Below are 18,465 nucleotides of genomic sequence, written 5' to 3' on the forward strand. Positions count from 1 at the left end.
TTTACTCGCAGTTCTAGAGAAGTAGATGAGTTGAATTCCGCGCCCACGGATAAACAGAGGTTACGGGTACGCGATATCGGGTTTGTCAGTGCATGTCGTGCGCCTGGACCGCTCCTGCTGGTTCGAGCTGGAATGTTGCATGGTCGATCGCGACCGGGAAGTGCTCTGCGACACAGCGCTGCAGCGCTTGAGTGATTTCGGGTGCGTGGCCGTCGTGGAAGCAACCTGCCTCCACGACAACGTGGGCAGTCAGTACGGGCAGCCCAGTAGCAATCTGCGTGATGTGCAAGTCATGAACGTCGACAACATGATCCTCATCCAGCAGGTGCTGTCGCACATCGGCGAGGTCGATGCCGCGCGGTACTGACTCGAGCAGCACATCGACGGCGTCCCGGAGCAGGCGCAACGTGCGCGGAATGATGAGCACCCCCACCAGCAGCGCAGCGATCGAGTCGGCCTGCTGGAACCCCGTCGTCATGATGACGACGGCAGCGACGATGACAGCCACCGACCCGAGTGCATCGTTGAGCACTTCGAGGAACGCGGCCCGCATGTTGAGGTTGTCACCGCGACCGCCCGACAGGACCACGATCGCGATGATGTTGGCCAGGAGGCCGACGATGCCGAAGACGAGGAGCTCGACGCTGGCAATCTCTGCCGGTTGACTGAATCGCTGTACAGCTTCGATGACCACGAAGACGCCCACGCCCAGCAGCACGGCTGCCTGCACGGTGGCAGCGAGCACCTCCGCACGACGAAGACCCCAGGTGCGGCGTGATGTTGCGGGTCGTTCCATGAGCTTGGCCGCAAACAACGCAACGAGCAGCCCACCCGCATCGGTCAGCATGTGGGCCGCATCCACGAGCAGAGCAAGCGACCCGGTGATGATCGCCCCAATCACTTCAGCGACGAGAACGCTGGCGGTAAGGCCAAAAGCGATCGCCAGGCGCAGATGATTAATCGTGCCGCCGGCATGAGTGTGCCCGTCGGCGCTCACGAGTGGCTTTCCTCATCGTGGTCGTGCTCGTGGGTGCTGGAGCCTTCCATGAGTTCGCCGATCGCGGTAGCGCAGGTGTCACCGTTCCACGCTTCGATGCCTTCTCGAATGGCGAAGGCTCCGATCACCAGGGCGGCAAGCGCATCGGCCCAGGTCCATCCGAATGCGGCGTTCGCGACGAGGCCGAGCAAGACCGCCGCCGAGAGCAACGAGCAGATGAGGGTCTGCTTGGAGTCAGCCACCACAGTGGCGGAGCCGAGTTCTCGACCGGTGCGTCGTTCAAGAACCGAGAGGAAGGGCATGACGACGACGCTGACGGCAGCAAGCACGATGCCGACGGTGCTGGATTCGGGAGTCGTCACCCCGGTCAACGAGAGGGTGGAGCCCACGATCGTATAGGCGGCGAGAGCGAAAAAGGCGAACGCAATCACGCGAAGCACCGGCTTCTCATATCGCTCCGGGTCGCGACGCGTGAACTGCCAAGCAACGGCAGTCGCCGAAAGCACCTCCACGCCAGAGTCGAGCCCGAAACCGATGAGCGCAGCCGAGTCCGCGGCACTGCCGGCAATGAGGGCGATGATGCCTTCGATCACGTTGTACCCAATGGTGACGGCAACGATGATCTTCACTCGTCGGCGCAGCAGAGCGGTGCGACTCGCCTCCGGTCTTGCTCCCACCAAGGCTGTCACGAGCGTGCCTCCAGATCGTTCTCGCTCACGTCGCATGCGTCGACCGGATCGACAGCGAGCACGACACCGACGAGATCCTGGAGCGCGTGACGCAACCGTGCATCCGAAATCTCATAGAGAACTCGTCGACCGGAAGGCTCGGCGACGACAATCCCGCAATCCCGAAGACAGGCGAGGTGGTTAGAAGCGTTCTGCTTCGTTATGCCGAGCTCGTCTGCGAGGTCGGCCGGGTAGCGTGAACGATCAAGAAGCAAGAGCAACATGGCCGCTCTCGTTGGATCAGCCAGGGCCTTACCGATTCGCCGAATTGCGTCGAGGCGAACAGGGGCCGCAGTGGTCATGGTTTGATAGTACACCAAGAACTGTACAAAACAGCCGACGATGCCCGAATCACTGTCTGTGCCGGCTACCCAATCGTGAGTCCTTTATTGCGCAGATACGTAACCGGGTTCGTAGCGACCCCGTTCTGCCGCACCTCGAAGTGCAAATGGTTACCCGTCGAGTATCCCGTCGTGCCCATCCGCCCAATGTTCTGCCCAACGACGATCTCTTGCCCCAAACGCACCAGAATTCCGCCGTTCTGAAGGTGCGGGTACCCTGTGGTCAATCCGTTGCCGTGGTTGATGCGAATATAATTGCCAAAACCACCACTCCACCCCGCATACTCGACGACTCCGCTCGCGGCCGCGTAGATGGGCGTGCCGGCCGCGTTCGCGATGTCGACGCCGGCGTGAAAGCGCACCGCCCCGCTGATGGGGTGCACGCGATAGCCGTAGCCCGAGCTGATGTAGCCGTTGGTCGGCACCGCCCAGCCGTTCTTGATCTGCCCGGCCCCGAGGCTCGAACCCGAGCCGTACTGCGCGGCGATGCCAGCGCGGTAGTCCTTCTCGGTCGCCGCGCGGTTCTTGATGAGCACGTCGAGCTGGGCCTCGAGCCGCGCCTGGTTCTCCTGCTGCGCGATGAGGGCGTTCTGCGCCGCTTCGGCCGCGACCTGCGCCGCTTCGAAGGCGGCCTGCGCCTCGAGCCGCAACTCGTCGCGGATCTCTTTGGCGACGTTGGCCTGGTCGGTGAGCGACTGCGCGGCGTTCTGGTCTTGCAGCGCCGCGGCGTAGATGCCCTCGGCCTGCTCGGTGATCTTGCTGGCGAAGCCCAAGCGCGAGAGCAGCTCGTCGGCGTTGCCGGGGTTGGTGAAGAGCGAGGCCGAGAGGTCGCCGCCGCCCGAGCGCGCGAGCTCGGCCACGAACTGGCCGGCGCGCGAGCGCGACTCGTCGGCGCGGGCCTGTGCCTCGTCGGCCTGGGCCTGCAGCTGGTCGGCCGTGAACGCGGCCTCGTCGAAGGCGAGCTGCGCCTCGTAGTAGATGTCGCCCTTCTCCTGGGCGATGGCCTGCGTGCGTTCGACCTCGGCGGTGATCGCGGCGATCGCCGCGCGAATCTCTTTGATCTTCGCCTGCGCCCGCGCCACGTCGCGGCGGGCGTCGAGCACGTCGTCCCAGCTCGGGTAGTCGACGGCGTACGCGGGGCGCTCGGTGACGGCGATCGAACCGCTCACGAGCAGGGCCACCGCCGCGATTGCAGCGATGAACGCGCTCGCGCGACGGCGCCGCGGACGGTCGGCGGCATCCCGTGCCGTCACGACATCAAACGCCTGCCGCGCGCCCCCAGAATAGCGAGAATCGTCTTGCGCAGATGGCTTCATGCGCGCAGGAATCACATGTCCCACTAGACCACACGTTTCGGCTAACCTCGGCAATTTACACGCCGGGCCGAGAGTCGTCTCCAGTAGCCCCTGTTAGCTCGCGTTCGCGCGGAACCACTCGAACGGATCGATGGCGACGTCGTCGATCTTGATCTCGAGGTGCAGATGGGCTCCGGTCGACACACCGGTGTTGCCGACCGTGCCGACGAAGTCGCCGACGAGCACCTGCTGGCCCGGCACGAGCGGCGAGCTGCCGCCGGTCATGTGGGCGTACGTGCTCGTGACGCGCTGACCGTTGATGACGTGCTCGATGATGGCGTGCTGGCCGAAGCCGCCGCTGTACTCCGACTGGATGACGACGCCATCGGCGATCGCGTAGATCGGGGTGCCGGCGCCGGGGTTGAAATCGAGGCCCTGGTGGTAGCTCGAGCACCAGCGGCACGGCGCGACGCGCTCGCCGAAGCCCGACGAGATCGGCACGGCGTAGGGGAACGGCCAGCGCACAGCGCCCGTTCCCGAGGTGCTGTACGAGAACGAGCGGTTGCCGTACTTGAGGCGCAGCAGCTCGGCGTAGGAGGTGACCGACCAGTCGTCGCGCGTCGCGGCCGTGGCGGCGAGATCGCCCGCGGCCTCGGCCTCGATGACCTGGCCCTCGGGGGCCGGCGCGTCGGCCAACTCGAGCGACACCGACGACATCGCGAGGGATGCGGGCGGCGCTTCGGGATCGAACAGCGCGTTGGCGGGCACCGAGGTGCCGACGAGCAGCGCGGCTGCGGCGAGCATGACCACGGGCGGGAAGGTCTTCTTCGCGATGCGCCGAGCCAGGGGCACGCGCGGGGCGGCGGGTCGCGTCGGCGCGGTGGGCGCGACGGCAGCAGTCGCCATCGGGGCCGGGGCGACAGCGGCGCTCGAGCGACGGGGCGGTCGCGCGGCGCGCGGGGCTGACTCCCCCGCAGGCGCGCTCCGTCGGGTGCGCCGTGATCCGGCATCGCCGCGCTCGGCCTCACGCAGCGCGCGGCGGCTCGGCACGATCTCGGTCGACGTCGGGCTGATCGCGACGAGCTCGGTGGGCGACGGGGCGACGGGAAGGAGAGCCGAGGAGGGGGCGGCGGGAGCCGAAGCCTCCATCGTCGGGGATTCCTCAGTGAATCCGAGGCCCAGAGACCGGAAAGGGTCTCGGTCGGCGGCCGTCGGTTCCGGTTCGGAACCTCCCGCGCGCCACGGGAACTCGTCGATCACAGTCTCAGTCAGCCTCAGAAGTCGGGTTCAGTTCGGTCATGGCCCCCGGAGGGAGCCGCTCGGCACGGGCTCGGAACGAGCCGCGGGCCGGGCATCCGCGCACCACCGACGGCGGTGGATTATCACGGATTGGTAAAGCCTAACCGCTGGGCGCGGCGAGCGAAAGTCCGTGAGCCCGATTCGGTGCTGCCGCCGAGGCCCGGGTCAGGCCGCGGGACCGGGCGCCGTCGACGGCCGCGCGCCCACCTCGGCGAGCACTTCGCCGAGCATCGCGGCGACCTCGGGGTGCGCGGCGAGGAGGAACCGGTGGTCGGCGCGAGCGCCCGGCAGGCCTGTGATCGAGGCCCCCGCCTCGGCGGCGATGAGCGCACCGGCCGCGTGGTCCCAGGGGTTGAGCGTGCGCTCGAAGTAGGCGTTGACGCGCCCGCAGGCGACCGCGCACAGGTCGAGCGACGCCGTGCCCATGCGCCGGATGTCGCGCACCCGCGGCAGCAGCCGGGCGACCGCCTCGCCCTGCTCCGCGCGCGTCTCGGCGAGGTACGCGAAGCCCGTGGCGACGAGCGCCTGCTCGAGCGCGACCGGCTCGGCCACCCGGATCGCCCGGTCGCCGAGGTGCGCACCCGCCCCCGCCGCCGCGCTGAACAGCTCGCCGGTGGCCGGGTTGACGACGACGCCCGCGAGCGCCCGCCACGACTGCGGGTCCGCGTCGCCCTCGACCACGGCGATGCTCACGGCGTAGTGCGGGATGCCGTACAGGAAGTTGACGGTGCCGTCGATCGGGTCGACGACCCAGGTGAGGCCGGTCGTGCCGGATCCACCCCCCGACTCTTCGCCGAAGAAGGCGTCACCGGGGCGCAGCTCGGCGAGGCGGCCGCGGATGAGGGACTCGGCGTCGCGGTCGACCTGCGTCACGACATCCACCGACGAGGACTTCGCTGCCGCCACCTCGACGGCGCCGCGACGGGCCTCGAGCACGAGGGCGCCGGCCTCGAGGGCGACCGCGCGGGCGACCGACAGCAGCTCGGAAGTGGGCGCGGAGGCGGCGGATGAGGAGGTCATGGTGGCGAGTGAGGGATTCGAACCCCCGAATGCTGAGCAGTCTGATTTACAGTCAGATCCCTTTGGCCGCTTGGGTAACTCGCCGTGTGCGCGCTCGACCGATGTGGTCACCGACCGAAGGCGCTCGACAAGAATACAAGAGCCGCGCGGCGTCGGCGACCATGCATCGAGGAGCGGCGGGCGGGGGTGCGGGCGGCACCGGTTATCCTGACGAACGAGGCAGAGAGCTGAGGACGCACCGCATGGTCGGCATCGACGACGTCGCCCGTCAGGCGGGCGTCTCCACCGCGACCGTCTCGCGCGCGCTCAGCGGTCGGGGCCACGTCGCGCCGGCGACGCGCGAGCGCGTGGAGGCCGCCGCTGCCGCGCTCGGCTATGTCGTCTCGTCGAGCGCCTCGAGCCTCGCGACCGGGCGCAACCGCAACATCGGCGTCGTCGTGCCCTTCCTCAACCGCTGGTTCTACACCTCGGTCATCGAGGGGGCGCAGCGCCGCCTGATGCAGTACGGCTACGACCTCACGCTCTACAACCTCTCGGGCGACGACCGGGAGCGGGAGAAGGTCTTTCAGGACTACCTGCTGCGGCAGCGGGTGGATGCCGTGATCGCCGTGAGCCTCGAGCTCACGGTCGACGAGATCACCTCGCTGCACGCGCTCGGCAAGCCGCTCGTCGGTGTCGGCGGGCCGCTCAGCGGCGTGCGCACCCTCAGCATCGACGATGTCGCGGTGACGAAGCTCGCCACCGAGCACCTGCTCTCGCTCGGCCACACGCGCATCGGCCACATCGGCGGCGACGTCGACCGCGAGCTCGCCTTCCACCTGCCGACCAACCGGCGGCTCGGCTACGAGGCGGCGTTGCGCGAAGCGGGGCTCATTCCCGAGCGCGAGCTCTACTTCCCCGCCGTGTTCACGATGGAGAGCGGCTACACCGCGGCCAAGCAGATGCTCGGCAACCCGCGTCTGCGCCCGACCGCCATCGTCGCGGCGAGCGACGAGATGGCGATCGGCGCCCTCCTCGCCGCGCGCGACATGGGTCTCGATGTGCCGGGCGAGCTCTCGGTGATCGGCATCGACGACCACGAGCTCGCGGGCTTCTTCGGGCTCTCGACGGTCGCGCAGCATCCGGGGCTGCAGGGCGAGCGCGCCGTCGAGCTGCTCATGGAAGAGCTGCAGCCGAGCGGCGGTGCGCACCTCGACGACGAGAACACCCCGCTGCCGTTCGACCTCATCGTGAGGTCGTCGACCGCTCGGCCGCTTCGGCGTAGCGCTGGGCGGCGGTAGCGACCGCATCGAGGTAGGCCGGGTCGGAGTTGTACGACGCGATGCCGGCACGCCACGAGTCTTCGTCGCCGAACGTCGGCACCGCGCGGCACAGGTAGTTGGCCGCGGCGAGCGCCGCGTCGTCGATGTTGTGCGGGTCGGCCACACCGTCTCCCCCGCCGTCGACCGCCCAGTTCGCCCAGCTGCCGGGGATGAACTGCATCGGCCCGACGGCGCGGTCGAATGCGGCATCGCCGTCGATCGCGCCGTCGTCGGTGTCGTCGATGCGGGCGGTCGACCCGCCGTCGAGCGCGATGCCGATGATCGGGGGGCTGACGGTTCCATCGTCGGCAGTGGATGCTCCGCGGTAGGTGCCGTGGCGCGACTCGACCCAGCCGATGCCGGCGAGCGTGTTCCAGCCGAGCTCGCACTCGGGGCGCTCACCGTGCTTGGCGATCGCGGTGCCCGCGTAGGCGGCGAGCACCCGCACGGGGATTCCCGACTCCGCTGCGACGGCGGTCACCCAGTCGGCATCGACCCGGCCCGCGACCCCCGCGCGGCTCGGCGCCGACGACGACGGCGGCAGGGCGGCGGGGGCGACCCAGCGCGGAGCCGGAGTCGCCTCGGGGCTCGGTGCGGCATCCCCCGTCGACGTGATCGGCCGGGGCACCAGCAGCAGCGCGATGAGCCCGGCGAGCACGGCAGCGCCCAGCACGAGGGCGAGCGCGAACGTGCGGGCGGTCATGCGCCCAGCAAAGCAGAGCCTGCTCGGCCCCCGCTGAGCCCGGCATCGCTAGCATGGCCGCATGGCTGATTCCTCATTCGACATCGTGAGCAAGGTCGACAAGATGGAGGCGGAGAACGCCGTCAACCAGGCGCAGAAGGAAGTGGCGCAGCGCTACGACTTCAAAGGCGTCGGGGCATCGATCGAGTGGAGCGGCGAGAAGCTGCTGCTGAAGGCGAGCGCCGAAGAGCGCGTCAAGGCCGTGCTCGAGGTACTCGAGTCGAAGATGATCAAGCGCGGCATCGGCATCCGCAGCCTCGACACGAGCGATCCGTACCCGAGCGGCAAGGAGTTCCGCATCGAGGTGGGGCTCAAGAACGGCATCTCGAGCGATGACGCGAAGAAGATCGCGAAGATCATCCGCGACGAGGGGCCCAAGAGCGTCAAGAGCCAGATCCAGGGCGACGAACTGCGCGTGCAGTCGAAGAGCCGCGATGACCTGCAGGCGACGATGGCGCTCCTCAAGAACAAAGATCTCGACGTCGCGCTGCAGTTCGTGAACTTCCGCTGAGCATGCGATGACCGACGACATCACGATCAGCGGCGCCGGCGCCTGGATCGTGCTGATCGCCACGGTGCTCGTGCTCGTGCTCATCGTGAGCATCGCGCTGATCTCGCTCGTCGTCGTGCCGCGCAACCGGCGGCCGCAGTCGGCGCTCGCCTGGCTGCTGCTCATCTACATCTTGCCCCTCATCGGGTTCCTGCTCTTCCTCATGCTCGGCTCGCGACGGCTGCCGAAGCGGCGGCGCGAGCAGCAGGAGGAGATCAACCGCTACATCATCGAGACGACCGAGGGCATGGATCGCGTGAGCAAGGACGCTCCGTGGCCGCCCTGGCTCGAGCCCATCGTCGAGCTCAACCGCAACCTCGGCGCCATGCCGCTCGTGGGCGGCAACACGGCGCGGCTCTTCACCGACTACTCGGGCTCGATCGCCGCGATGACCGAGGCGGTGCGGTCGGCGGTGCGCACCGTGCACGTCGAGTTCTACATCATGTCGGTCGACGACGAGACCGAGCCGTTCTTCGCCGCGCTCGGCGAGGCGGTGCAGCGCGGGGTGACGGTGCGCGTGCTGTACGACCACGTGGCCTCGCTGCGGGTGAGCGGCTATCGACGGATGCGCCGCCGACTCGACGCCGTCGGCGCTCAGCACCACCCGATGCTGCCGGTCAAGCCGTTCAGCGGCCAGTGGCAGCGGCCGGATCTGCGCAACCACCGCAAGTTCCTCATCGTCGACGGCGCCGTGGGCTTCACGGGCTCGCAGAACCTCATCGAGCGCGGCTATAAGCGCCGAGCCCGACGCGATGGTTCGCGGCTCGCGTGGAAGGAGGTCATGGTGCGCTTCGAGGGGCCGATCGTGGCCGGCATCGAGGCCCTGTTCGCGACGGACTGGTACAGCGAGACCGACGAGCTGCTGCTGCGCGAGACCGTCATCCCGCCCGAGATCGACCCCGGGCAGGGGCTCGACGCCCAGGTCGTGCCGAGCGGCCCGGCGTTCGAGGGCGAGAACAACCTGCGGCTGTTCAACTCCCTCGTCTACGCCGCGCAAGAGCAGATCCAGATCTGCTCCCCCTACTTCGTTCCCGACGAGTCGATGCTCTACGCGATCACGACGGCCGCGCAGAGCGGGCTCGACGTGCAGCTGTTCGTCTCGGAGGTCGGCGACCAGACCCTCGTCTTCCACGCGCAGCGCTCGTACTACGAAGAGCTGCTGCGCGCGGGCGTGCGCATCTGGCTGTACCGCTCGCCGACGGTGCTGCACGCCAAGCACTTCACGATCGACGACGAGGTGGCCATCATCGGCTCGAGCAACATGGACATGCGGTCGTTCAGCCTCAACCTCGAGGTCTCGATCATGGTGCGCGGCGAGTCGATCATCCGCGAGCTGCGGGCGATCGAGCAGTCGTACCGCGACAACTCGCGCGAGCTCACCCTCGAGCAATGGCTGGGGCGACCCGCCCACATGCGCATCTTCGACGACCTGGCGCGCGTCACCGCGACCGTGCAGTAGCCGCCGACCCCTCGCCCCCGCGCGGCACCAGGCGGTACGGTGCTGGCATGACGCAGAAGACGCTGCCCACCGAGGTTCCCGTCGACGAGTACCTCGCGACCCTGGATGCCCGGCGCAACGCCGAGGGCGCCGAACTCGTCGCGATCTTCCGCGCCGTGACCGGGGCCGAGCCCGTCATGTGGGGGCCGTCGATGATCGGCTTCGGCACCTACGCCTACCAGTACGCGAGCGGGCACGAGGGCATCTGGCCGCGCGCCGCGTTCTCGCCCCGCAAGGCGAAGCTGTCGTTCTACGGACTGCAGACCCACCCCGATGCCGCCGCCGTGCTCGAGCGCCTGGGCTCGCACACGACCGGAGTCGATTGCGTCTACGTCACCCGGCTCTCGGCGATCGACCTCGATGCCCTGCGCGAGCTCATCGCCCTCGGCTGGACCGTCACGGCCGACACCGCCGTCGACCCCCACTAGCCCCACCCCAGCTTCCTTCCACAACTTCGGAGTGGAAGTTGGCGACATGGCGCGTGTCATCCCGCTCCGAAGTTGTGGAAGTCGGGCGATGGATGGCGGTGCAGGGCCCGTCCTCCACTGCGCAGGACAGCAACAGCTGGGTGCACCATGGCGCCGCGACGACGTTGAAGATCCGCGACGGAACGCCATACTCGCCACCATGCGCGGCTTTCATTCGTTCGACGAATACATCTCGCAGCAGGGCGGAGTGCTGTCGCGCAGCGAGCTGATCGACGCCGGGTGGAGCGCTGACGAGGTGCGGCTCGGCGTGCAATTCGGCACGCTTCACCGGTTGTGCCGAGGATGGTACGGCGCACGTGGCCTGCCGGCGGCCGTGAGAGACGCGTGGGCGCACGGGGGGCCGCTAGCGTGCGTGAGCGCGCTGCGGTTTCTCGATGTCATCGATGCCGATGTCGTCGCGGACGAGCCGCCGCACGTGTGCCGGCCGGCGCGAGGTCATCGGTTGCGATACGCAGCGCTAGCCACTATCCACTGGTCCGACGAGGCGTACCGGTCAGGCACCCGCTGGAGCGTCGCCCCTGAGACTGCCTTGCAGCAAGCAGCGCGATGCGCCCCCGACGCACTACCCGAGAGCGAGCAATGGCGCCGACCACGCTCGCGATGGCTCGACGGCCTCGAGTGAGACTCAGTCGCGCGAGATGCGGATCATCTCGTCGCGCGGCACGACCTTGACGCGCTCGCGGCCCTGCGGCGCACCGAGCGCCTGCTCGTGCGCATCGAGGCGGTGCCAGCCGTCGAGGTTCGTGTAGAGCACGCCGCGGCCGTCGAGCAGATCGACGACCGACTGCTCGTCGGGGTCGCTCGGGTTCCACCACGACGCCTGGTCGGTGACGAGGTGCTGGATGGTCTCCATCGCGTCGCTCTTGGTGTGGCCGATGAGGCCGACCGGCCCGCGCTTGATCCACCCGGTCGCGTAGACGCCCGGTACCTTCTGGTTGTCGTCGCCGAGCACCTGGCCCTCGTGGTTCGGGATGACGCCGTGACGCTCGTCAAACGGGATGCCGTCGAGCGGCGACCCGAAGTAGCCGACCGCGCGGTAGACCGACTGCACCGCGACCTCGCGGATCTCGCCCGTGCCCTCGACGCCGCCGTGGCCATCGGGCCGCGTGCGCTCGTAGCGGAACCCCGCGACGCGGCCCTCGGCATCCGTCAGCACCTCGAGGGGCTTGGCGTAGAAGTGCAGGTGCAAGCGGCGGGAGGCGGTGCCCGTCTCACGCGCGCGCCACTGCGTGAAGATGCGGTCGATGACGGTGATCTGCTTATTGGTCTCGATCGCGCGGCGCGAGGCCTCGTCGTAGTCGAAGTCCTCCTCGTGCACGATCATGTCGACGTCGCGCAGCTCGCCGAGCTCGCGCAGCTCGAGCGGCGTGAACTTCACCTGCATGGGGCCGCGGCGCCCGAAGACGTGCACGTCGGTGACGGGCGAAGCGACCAGGCCCTGATACACGTTGTCGGGAATCTCGGTCGGCAGCAGGTCTTCCGGGTGCTTCGCGAGCACGCGGGCGACATCGAGCGCCACGTTGCCGTTGCCGATGACGGCGACCGACGAGGCCTCGAGCGGCCACTCGCGGGGCACGTCGGGGTGACCGTCGTACCAACTGACGAAATCGGCCGCGCCGTAGCTGCCGAGCGCGTCGATTCCGGGGATGTCGAGAGCGGCATCCCGAATCGCCCCCGTCGAGAAGATGACCGCGTGGTAGTGGCGGCGCAGGTCGTCGAGCGTGATGTCGGTGCCATAGTGCACGTTGCCGAAGATGCGGATATCGCCCGAGTCGAGAACCTCGCGCAGAGCGTTGATGATGCCCTTGATGCGCGGGTGGTCGGGTGCGACGCCGTAGCGCACGAGGCCGTAGGGGGCGGGCAGCTGCTCGAAGAGATCGATCGAGACGTCGAACGAGCGCTCGTGCTTGAGCAGGATGTCGGCGGCGTAGATACCGGCCGGGCCTGCTCCGACGATGGCGAGCCTGAGCTTGGTCATGCGCGTGCGGTTCCTTCTGTGCGGGGTGGTGGTGTCAGCGGGCCGAGCGCCCTTAGGTGCTGCGCTCGACGACCGCTTCGGCGAACTTGGTCAGGGCCAGCTTGACGGGACCCTCCGGCAGGGGCGCGAGCGCGGCGACGGCCTCGTCGGCCCAGCGCCGAGCCTCGTCGAGGGTCTCGGCGGTGACCGCGTGGGCACGCAGCTCAGCGATCGCGGCCGCGAGCTCCTCGTCGACGGCGTCGATCGCGGTCGAGCCGTGACCCACCTCGGCCTCGACCGTGCGCTCGATGCGGGCGAGCAGCGCGGCGGCCTCGGGGTCGGTGTGCGCGGCGCGGCGCAGGAAGAGCAGCGGCAGCGTGGCAACGCCGCTGCGCAGATCGGTGCCCTGCGCCTTGCCGGTCTCCTCCTCGGGCTCGGCGAGGTCGATGACGTCGTCGATGAGCTGGAAGGCGACGCCGATCTTCTCGCCGAAGGCGACGACCGGAGCCGCGTACTGCTCGGGCGCGTTCGAGAAGATCACGCCCATCTGCGCGGCCGCCGCGATGAGCGAGCCCGTCTTGTCGGCGAGCACCTGCAGGTAGTGCTCGATCGGATCGTCACCGGGGCGCGGACCGATGGTCTCGTGCAACTGGCCGAGGCACAGTCGCTCGAAGGTGTCGGCCTGCAGCTTGATGGCGCCCTCACCGAGGCCCGCCACGAGCTTGCTCGCACGCGCGAAGAGCAGGTCGCCCGTGAGGATCGCGACCGAATTGCCCCACACGTTCTGCGCGGAAGGGACCCCGCGGCGCATCTCGGCCTCGTCCATGACGTCGTCGTGGTAGAGCGAGGCGAGGTGCGTGATCTCGACGGCCTGCGCGGCCGTGATGACCGAGGCGTTGTTGCCCTCGCCGAGCTGGGCGGTGAGCAGCGTGAGCACGGGGCGGATGCGCTTGCCGCCGGCCTCGAGCAGATAGCGCGAGGTGACGTCGGCCATGTCGTCGGCGAAGGCGACCTCGCGCAGCAGGCCCTCCTCGACCTCGACGAGGCCGGTTTCGATCGCGTCGGCGAACCGGCGCTCCTCGCTCGAGGCGAACAGCTTCTCGCCGAGCCCGAGCGACGCGCTCAGTGTCTTGCTGCGACGAGCCAGCGGAGGGAGGCGGGTCAACGGTCTGCCGATCTGTCGAGGCGGTCGGGGCGGCTTACTGCGCGGAGGCACCGGCGGGCTTGCGACCGCGGTGCAGGGCGACGACGCCCCACGAGAGATTGCGGTAGCCCACGCGGGTGAAGCGCGCCGCTCGCAGCCACTGGCTCAGCACGGTCTGATCGGGCCAATCGCGGATCGACTCGAACAGGTAGCGGTAGGCCTCGGGGTTCGAGCTCGCGGCCCCCGCGATGAGCGGCATGACGTGGCGCAGGTAGGCGTGGTAGCCCGCGCGCAGCACGCCGAGCGGCGGGCGCGAGAACTCGCAGATCACGACGCGGCCGCCGGGCTTGAGCACGCGGTGCATCTCGGCGAGCGCGACCTGCGGGTGCTGCACGTTGCGCAGTCCGAAGCTGATCGTGACGGCATCGAACTCGGCGTCGCCGAACGGAAGCTTCTCGGCGTCGCCCTGCACGAACTGCAGCCCGGGGTTGCGGCGGCGGCCCTCGTCGACCATGCCCTGCGAGAAGTCGAGGGCGATGACCTCGGCGCCGCTCTTGGCGAGGGCGACCGAGCTCGTGCCCGTGCCGGCCGCGATGTCGAGGATGCGCTCGCCGGGCTGGGGGTCGACCGCGCGCACGGTCGCGATGCGCCACAGCGCGGCGTTGCCGACCGAGAGCACGGCATTCGTGCGGTCATAGCCTCGCGCGACGCCATCGAACATCGCCGCGACCTCGCGCGGTGTCTTCGACAGATCTGCTCTCGTCACCCCCCGAGTCTAGTGAGCGGCCACAGGGTGTTCGCCGTGAGGCGCCTGGGGGAGCGTCGGGTGCGGAGTAGCCTGAGCGGGTGATCCCCTCTGCCGCGACCGGGCTGGCCCTGCGCGCGGTGACCGAGCGGGTCGACGACCACGACGACCTGCTCTCGCGCGCCGACGCCCGGCACCCGCTCGTCGCGCTGCGCCGCGGCGACGGCATCGTCGGCATCGGCGAGGTCGTGCGGCTGACGTTCAGCGGCCCCGATCGGGTGCGGGATGCGGCGGCCGCGTGGCGCGCGATCGCCAGTGCCGCCGAGGTGGTCGACCCTGTTCACCGGCCCGGCACCGGCCTCGTCGCGATGGGCGCCTTCGCCTTCGCCGACGGCTCGAGCGCGCCGAGCGTGCTCGTCGTGCCCGAGCTCATCATCGGCCGCCACGACGGCGTGAGCTGGGTCACGCGCATCACCCGGCAGGGCGGGGAGGTCGGGGCTGTCGAGCTGCCCGATCCGCAGCCGATCGGCGAGCGCCCGCGGGCGACCCTCGCCGCGGCCTCGCTGAGCCGCGAGGAGTTCACAGCGGTCGTCGGTCGCGCCGTCGATGCCATTCGCGCCGGGCGGATCGAGAAGGTCGTCATCGCGCGCGATGCGACGGCGAGCATCCCGCCCGATGCCGACCGCCGCGCGCTGCTGCACGAACTCGCCGACCGCTACCCCGACTGCCTCACCTTCGCCGTCGACGGGCACATCGGCGCGAGCCCCGAGACCCTCGTGAGCGTGCACGGCGGCGAGGCGAGCGCGCGCGTGCTCGCGGGCAGCACGGCCCGGGGCGCGAGCGCCGCCGACGATGCCGCCGCGGCGGCCCAGCTCGCCACGAGCACGAAAGACCTCGACGAGCACGCCTTCGCGGTGCACAGCGTGCTCGACGCGCTGCGCCCCCACGTGCGCGCTGTGACAGCGAGCGACCTGCCGTTCACGCTCAAGCTGCCCAACCTGTGGCACCTCGCGACCGATGTCGAGATGCAGCTCGGCGAGTCGTCGAGCGCCCTCGATCTCGTCGCGGCGCTGCACCCCACCGCCGCGGTCGCCGGGTCGCCGACGGATGCGGCGCTCGCGCTCATCGCCGAACTCGAGCCCTTCGACCGCGGCCGCTATGCCGGGCCCGTGGGCTGGATCGACCAGGACGGCGACGGCGAGTGGGTCATCGCGCTGCGCTGCGCGCGCATCGACGACGACGGGCTGCTGACGGCCTACGCCGGCGCGGGCATCGTCGCCGACAGCGATCCCGACTCCGAGCTCGCCGAGACGCGCATGAAGTTCCGGCCGATCGCGGACGCCCTCCGGTAGACGCCCTCTGTTGGAGGGCGTCGAATAGACACCGGGGCGTTCACCGGCCGCGCAGCAGGCCGACCTCCTCGCTACGTCGCGGCGAGCCGCCCCTTCTCGACCTCGACGTCGAAGTCGGCCACGGGCCACTGCGGGTCGATGCGTTCGAGCGCCGTGATGAGCAGCGACTGCACCGCCAGGCGCGCGTACCACTTGTGGTTCGCGGGCACGACGAACCAGGGCGCGTGGTCGGCGTCGGTGCGCTCGATCGCGACCTGGTAGGCGCGCTGGTAGTCGTCCCACAGCATCCGCTCGTCGACGTCGCCGGGGTTGTACTTCCAGTGCTTGTCGGGGCGCTCGAGGCGCTCCTGCAGTCGGGCCTTCTGCTCATCGCTGCTGATGTGCAGCATGACCTTCACGATCGAGACGCCGTCGTCGGCGAGCCGCCGCTCGAAATCGACGATCTCGCCGTAGCGCCGCTCGATCTCGTCGGCGGGGGCGAGGGAGCGCACGCGCCCGATGAGCACGTCTTCGTAGTGCGAACGGTCGAAGACGCCGATCATGCCGACCTCAGGCAGGCGCTTCTCGATGCGCCACAGGAAGTGGTGGGCGAGCTCCTCGTCGGTGGGCTTCTTGAACGCGGCGAGCTGCACGCCCTGCGGGTCGACCGCGCCGACGACGTGGCGGACGATGCCGCCCTTCCCGGCGGTGTCCATGGCCTGCAGCACGAGCAGCACGCGCCGCGTGTCGCCGCCGCGGCTCGCGGCGAACAGCCGCTCCTGCAGGTCGGAGAGGTGCTCGGCGCCCTCGGCGAGCAGCTGCGAGGCGCGCTTCTTGTCGGCGGCGATGCCCGGTGTCGTCGAGCAGTCGATGGTGTCGAGGCGGAATCCGGCCCGGGCGCGCAGCAGTTCGTCCATGGCCGGATGCTACCCGTGCGCCGCGCGGATGCCTACGACTCGAGCGGCACCTCAACGAGCGGCACCTCGACAAGCAGCAGCGGCTCGGGCGCGGTGAGCGCGTCGTCGAGCTCGGCGCGCGTGGTGACCCGCCGGTAGGCCCAGCCCCCGGCGGCGGCGAGCGCCGCGAGGTCCGCGCGGTGCGGCGTGCGCATGACCGTGGCGAAGTCATCGGGATGCGCGGTGGCCGCGACCTCGAGGTCGTCGAAGATCGTGCCGCCGCCATCGTTGCCGACGAAGACGTGCAGGCGCAGGTCGTCGGGCAGGGGCACGAGCAGGGCGCCCGCATCGTGCAGCAGGGCCAGGTCGCCCGAGAGCACGCGCGTCGTGCCCGATCGCTCGCCACGGGCGGCCGCGAGGGCGATGCCCGTCGCCGTCGACACCGTGCCGTCGATGCCCGCGAGTCCGCGGTTGGCGTGCACGCGGATCGCCTTGCCGGGCACCAGGGCGTCCGCCACCCGGATGAGACGGGAGGCCGCGAGCACCAGACGGTCGTGGGGCCACGTGGATGCCCACAGAGCCCGCGCGAGCATCCGACGATCGACAGGCGCACGCAGCACCGCGAGCTCGGCTTTCGCGAACGCGGCGCGCACACCCCGGTCGTCGGAGACCGCGAGCGACAGGTCGGGGGCCGGGTCGTCGGGCGCCTGCGACTCGAGCACGGCGCGCGACATGCTGACCCAGCCGCCAACCCAGCGCCGCACGACGGCGGGGTCGGGCGCGCCGAGCACGCGCACATCGTCGACGATGCGCGCGCGGCGGCCGGGGTTGTAGTCCTCGACGCCGGGCGTGCGCACGACGATGACGTCGACATCGGCGCGCTCGAGCAGCTGCGGCACCTGGCGGCTGAGCGTGGGGTGGCCGAGCACGATCGCGCGACCGACGGCGTCGCCGTGCGGTCCGCGCAGCACGTCGCGGTAGGCGACGACCGCGTGCCGCCCGAAGCGTGCCCCGCTCGACACTTCGGCGATGAGCGGGGCGCCGAGGGCGACCGCGAGCTGCTCGGCACGAGGGCCGGCGTTGTGGCCGGCGATGACGACGGTCGCGTCGTCGGGGTGCAGGTCGATCACGACCTCCGCGCTGAGCGGGCGCACCGGGGGCTCGCCGGGCACGAGTGCGGGGTCGATCTCGATCGGCCCGCTGAGCGGCTCGCGGTAGGCGAGGTTGAGGTGCACGGGGCCTTCGGCGCTCGCGTGCACGGCGAGGGCCGCGAGTTCGCGAGCGTCGTCGAGCTCGCCGGCGGCGCCGACGGGAGCCGCGACATCCCAGTCGGCGCGAACGATCTCTCCGAAGATGCCCGGCTGCACGGTCGTCTGGTTGGCGCCGATGCCGCGCAGCTCGGCGGGTCGATCGGCGGTGAGCACGATGAGCGGCACGCCCGCGTGGTGCGCTTCGAGCACGGCGGGGTGGAGGTTGGCGACGGCCGTGCCCGAGGTGCAGACGATCGCGACCGGACGCCCGCTCTCGACCGCGAGGCCGAGCGCCGTGAAGCCGGCGACCCGCTCGTCGATGCGCACGTGCAGCGCGAGGTGCCCCGCGCGGGCGAGAGCAGCGGCGGCGAGCGCGAGCCCCTGCGAGCGCGAGCCGGGGCTCAGGACGACGTCGGTGACGCCGGCACACACGAGGCCGTCGAGCAGTGCCGCGGCCGCGGCGCCCGAGGGCGAGGCCGTCGGCTCAGCGCTCGGGGTCGGCGGGGGTGTCATCGTCGAGGTCGGCGAGCTCTTGCTCGAGCTGCCGCAGCCGTTCGTCTTGCTCGGCCCGCTTGGCGATCTCCTCGCTCGAGAGGGTGCGCAGGAAGGCGGGGTCGTCGTCGGGCGCGATCGGGCGGGCGCCCGGTCCGGTGCGGCGCGCCTTGCCGACGACGAGCCAGAGCACGCCGCCGATGACGGGCAGCAGCACGACGACGACGGCCCAGAGCGGCTTGGGGAACGCGCGCACCCGCGCACGCTCGGTGAGCAGCACGTCGACGAGCGTGTAGATCGTGAACGCGACCGCCACCACGATGAGGACGATGATCACGCGAGTCATGGCCCGAGTCTACGCCGCGCCCTCTGAGCAGGCACCGAGAGGGCG

Annotated in this window: 19 protein-coding genes and 1 tRNA gene; 6 read left to right on the top strand and 14 right to left on the bottom strand. The window is 70.0% G+C overall.

Annotation, left to right across the window (positions count from 1 at the left end):
- Window positions 1-85: 85 nt before the first annotated feature.
- The 7 genes from NNL39_RS03785 to NNL39_RS03815 all read right to left on the bottom strand — a co-directional run bounded on the left by NNL39_RS03785 (window position 86) and on the right by NNL39_RS03815 (window position 5,764).
- Window positions 86-997: a cation diffusion facilitator family transporter gene (locus NNL39_RS03785; protein ID WP_255160368.1), complete on the bottom strand. Its 912-nt coding sequence runs from the start codon at window positions 995-997 to the stop codon at window positions 86-88.
- Window positions 994-1,722 carry a cation transporter gene (locus NNL39_RS03790; RefSeq protein ID WP_407665149.1) on the bottom strand — a complete coding sequence of 243 codons (729 nt, stop codon included), beginning with the start codon at window positions 1,720-1,722 and terminating at the stop codon, window positions 994-996. The genes NNL39_RS03785 and NNL39_RS03790 overlap by 4 nt, the downstream gene beginning before the upstream one ends.
- Window positions 1,683-2,027, bottom strand: coding sequence for an ArsR/SmtB family transcription factor (locus tag NNL39_RS03795; RefSeq protein WP_255160370.1), 345 nt, complete (start codon window positions 2,025-2,027; stop codon window positions 1,683-1,685). The genes NNL39_RS03790 and NNL39_RS03795 overlap by 40 nt, the downstream gene beginning before the upstream one ends.
- A gap of 65 nt (window positions 2,028-2,092) precedes the next feature.
- Window positions 2,093-3,319: a peptidoglycan DD-metalloendopeptidase family protein gene (locus NNL39_RS03800; RefSeq protein WP_255160371.1), complete on the bottom strand. Its 1,227-nt coding sequence runs from the start codon at window positions 3,317-3,319 to the stop codon at window positions 2,093-2,095.
- A 156-nt stretch (window positions 3,320-3,475) separates the two neighbouring features.
- Window positions 3,476-4,510, bottom strand: coding sequence for a M23 family metallopeptidase (locus NNL39_RS03805; protein WP_255160372.1), 1,035 nt, complete (start codon window positions 4,508-4,510; stop codon window positions 3,476-3,478).
- Window positions 4,511-4,825: 315 nt separating this feature from the next.
- Window positions 4,826-5,680 (bottom strand): inositol monophosphatase family protein, encoded by an 855-nt coding sequence (locus tag NNL39_RS03810; protein WP_255160373.1) that lies wholly within the window; start codon window positions 5,678-5,680, stop codon window positions 4,826-4,828.
- Window positions 5,680-5,764, bottom strand: a tRNA-Tyr gene (locus NNL39_RS03815). Before NNL39_RS03815 ends, NNL39_RS03810 begins: the two co-directional genes overlap by 1 nt.
- Before the next feature lie 158 nt (window positions 5,765-5,922).
- Between NNL39_RS03815 and NNL39_RS03820 the strand changes: the two genes are divergently transcribed.
- Complete coding sequence (locus NNL39_RS03820) at window positions 5,923-6,960, top strand: LacI family DNA-binding transcriptional regulator (RefSeq protein ID WP_255160374.1); 1,038 nt, start codon at window positions 5,923-5,925, stop codon at window positions 6,958-6,960.
- Here NNL39_RS03820 and NNL39_RS03825 read toward each other — a convergent pair.
- Window positions 6,905-7,684, bottom strand: coding sequence for a lytic transglycosylase domain-containing protein (locus NNL39_RS03825; RefSeq protein WP_255160375.1), 780 nt, complete (start codon window positions 7,682-7,684; stop codon window positions 6,905-6,907). The genes NNL39_RS03820 and NNL39_RS03825 overlap by 56 nt on opposite strands.
- A 61-nt stretch (window positions 7,685-7,745) precedes the next feature.
- Here NNL39_RS03825 and NNL39_RS03830 point away from each other — a divergent pair, with 61 nt between their 5' ends.
- The 4 genes from NNL39_RS03830 (at window position 7,746) to NNL39_RS03845 (ending at window position 10,881) form a co-directional block, all read left to right on the top strand.
- Complete coding sequence (locus NNL39_RS03830; RefSeq protein WP_255160376.1) at window positions 7,746-8,234, top strand: YajQ family cyclic di-GMP-binding protein; 489 nt, start codon at window positions 7,746-7,748, stop codon at window positions 8,232-8,234.
- 7 nt (window positions 8,235-8,241) lie between these two features.
- Window positions 8,242-9,732: a cardiolipin synthase gene (cls, locus tag NNL39_RS03835; protein ID WP_255160377.1), complete on the top strand. Its 1,491-nt coding sequence runs from the start codon at window positions 8,242-8,244 to the stop codon at window positions 9,730-9,732.
- A 47-nt stretch (window positions 9,733-9,779) separates the two neighbouring features.
- Complete coding sequence (locus NNL39_RS03840) at window positions 9,780-10,199, top strand: DUF1801 domain-containing protein (RefSeq protein WP_255160378.1); 420 nt, start codon at window positions 9,780-9,782, stop codon at window positions 10,197-10,199.
- A 199-nt stretch (window positions 10,200-10,398) separates the two neighbouring features.
- The gene (locus NNL39_RS03845; RefSeq protein ID WP_255160379.1) at window positions 10,399-10,881 is read left to right on the top strand and encodes a type IV toxin-antitoxin system AbiEi family antitoxin domain-containing protein; all 483 of its coding nucleotides are present in this window, start codon (window positions 10,399-10,401) and stop codon (window positions 10,879-10,881) included.
- 3 nt (window positions 10,882-10,884) lie between these two features.
- On the opposite strand, the gene NNL39_RS03850 is transcribed toward NNL39_RS03845, so the two are convergent.
- Genes NNL39_RS03850 through NNL39_RS03860 form a run of 3 tightly spaced genes read right to left on the bottom strand, consistent with a single transcriptional unit; the run spans window position 10,885 to window position 14,126 of the window.
- Window positions 10,885-12,237, bottom strand: coding sequence for an FAD-dependent oxidoreductase (locus tag NNL39_RS03850; protein WP_255160380.1), 1,353 nt, complete (start codon window positions 12,235-12,237; stop codon window positions 10,885-10,887).
- 52 nt (window positions 12,238-12,289) lie between these two features.
- Window positions 12,290-13,381, bottom strand: coding sequence for a polyprenyl synthetase family protein (locus NNL39_RS03855; RefSeq protein WP_255160381.1), 1,092 nt, complete (start codon window positions 13,379-13,381; stop codon window positions 12,290-12,292).
- A 34-nt stretch (window positions 13,382-13,415) separates the two neighbouring features.
- A complete protein-coding gene (locus NNL39_RS03860; RefSeq protein WP_255160382.1) occupies window positions 13,416-14,126 on the bottom strand; it encodes a class I SAM-dependent methyltransferase in 711 nt (236 codons plus the stop codon).
- Window positions 14,127-14,209: 83 nt separating this feature from the next.
- On the opposite strand from NNL39_RS03860, the gene NNL39_RS03865 reads away from it, so the two are divergent.
- On the top strand, window positions 14,210-15,457 hold the full coding sequence (locus NNL39_RS03865; protein ID WP_407665162.1) for an isochorismate synthase: 1,248 nt from the start codon (window positions 14,210-14,212) through the stop codon (window positions 15,455-15,457).
- Between the two features lie 71 nt (window positions 15,458-15,528).
- On the opposite strand, the gene NNL39_RS03870 is transcribed toward NNL39_RS03865, so the two are convergent.
- The 3 genes from NNL39_RS03870 to NNL39_RS03880 are packed head-to-tail and all read right to left on the bottom strand — an operon-like array spanning window position 15,529 to window position 18,420.
- Complete coding sequence (locus tag NNL39_RS03870) at window positions 15,529-16,353, bottom strand: PPK2 family polyphosphate kinase (RefSeq protein WP_255160383.1); 825 nt, start codon at window positions 16,351-16,353, stop codon at window positions 15,529-15,531.
- A 32-nt stretch (window positions 16,354-16,385) separates the two neighbouring features.
- Window positions 16,386-18,095, bottom strand: coding sequence for a 2-succinyl-5-enolpyruvyl-6-hydroxy-3-cyclohexene-1-carboxylic-acid synthase (gene menD / locus NNL39_RS03875; RefSeq protein ID WP_255160384.1), 1,710 nt, complete (start codon window positions 18,093-18,095; stop codon window positions 16,386-16,388).
- Window positions 18,067-18,420, bottom strand: coding sequence for a PLD nuclease N-terminal domain-containing protein (locus NNL39_RS03880; RefSeq protein WP_255160385.1), 354 nt, complete (start codon window positions 18,418-18,420; stop codon window positions 18,067-18,069). The genes menD and NNL39_RS03880 overlap by 29 nt, the downstream gene beginning before the upstream one ends.
- Between the last annotated feature and the right edge of the window lie 45 nt (window positions 18,421-18,465).

Origin of the sequence: Microcella humidisoli, assembly GCF_024362325.1 — a bacterium.
Classification (GTDB): Bacteria; Actinomycetota; Actinomycetes; order Actinomycetales; family Microbacteriaceae; genus Microcella; species Microcella humidisoli.

Excerpts from the sequence above, each read along its gene's own strand:
- NNL39_RS03790 (WP_407665149.1), bottom strand. The coding sequence starts at position 1,722 with ATGCGACGTGAGCGAGAACGATCTGGAGGCACGCTCGTGACAGCCTTG.
- NNL39_RS03795 (WP_255160370.1), bottom strand. The coding sequence starts at position 2,027 with ATGACCACTGCGGCCCCTGTTCGCCTCGACGCAATTCGGCGAATCGGT.
- NNL39_RS03805 (WP_255160372.1), bottom strand. The coding sequence starts at position 4,510 with ATGGAGGCTTCGGCTCCCGCCGCCCCCTCCTCGGCTCTCCTTCCCGTC.
- NNL39_RS03810 (WP_255160373.1), bottom strand. The coding sequence starts at position 5,680 with ATGACCTCCTCATCCGCCGCCTCCGCGCCCACTTCCGAGCTGCTGTCG.
- NNL39_RS03820 (WP_255160374.1), top strand. The coding sequence starts at position 5,923 with ATGGTCGGCATCGACGACGTCGCCCGTCAGGCGGGCGTCTCCACCGCG.
- NNL39_RS03825 (WP_255160375.1), bottom strand. The coding sequence starts at position 7,684 with ATGACCGCCCGCACGTTCGCGCTCGCCCTCGTGCTGGGCGCTGCCGTG.
- NNL39_RS03830 (WP_255160376.1), top strand. The coding sequence starts at position 7,746 with ATGGCTGATTCCTCATTCGACATCGTGAGCAAGGTCGACAAGATGGAG.
- cls (WP_255160377.1), top strand. The coding sequence starts at position 8,242 with ATGACCGACGACATCACGATCAGCGGCGCCGGCGCCTGGATCGTGCTG.
- NNL39_RS03840 (WP_255160378.1), top strand. The coding sequence starts at position 9,780 with ATGACGCAGAAGACGCTGCCCACCGAGGTTCCCGTCGACGAGTACCTC.
- NNL39_RS03845 (WP_255160379.1), top strand. The coding sequence starts at position 10,399 with ATGCGCGGCTTTCATTCGTTCGACGAATACATCTCGCAGCAGGGCGGA.
- NNL39_RS03850 (WP_255160380.1), bottom strand. The coding sequence starts at position 12,237 with ATGACCAAGCTCAGGCTCGCCATCGTCGGAGCAGGCCCGGCCGGTATC.
- NNL39_RS03870 (WP_255160383.1), bottom strand. The coding sequence starts at position 16,353 with ATGGACGAACTGCTGCGCGCCCGGGCCGGATTCCGCCTCGACACCATC.
- menD (WP_255160384.1), bottom strand. The coding sequence starts at position 18,095 with ATGACACCCCCGCCGACCCCGAGCGCTGAGCCGACGGCCTCGCCCTCG.
- NNL39_RS03880 (WP_255160385.1), bottom strand. The coding sequence starts at position 18,420 with ATGACTCGCGTGATCATCGTCCTCATCGTGGTGGCGGTCGCGTTCACG.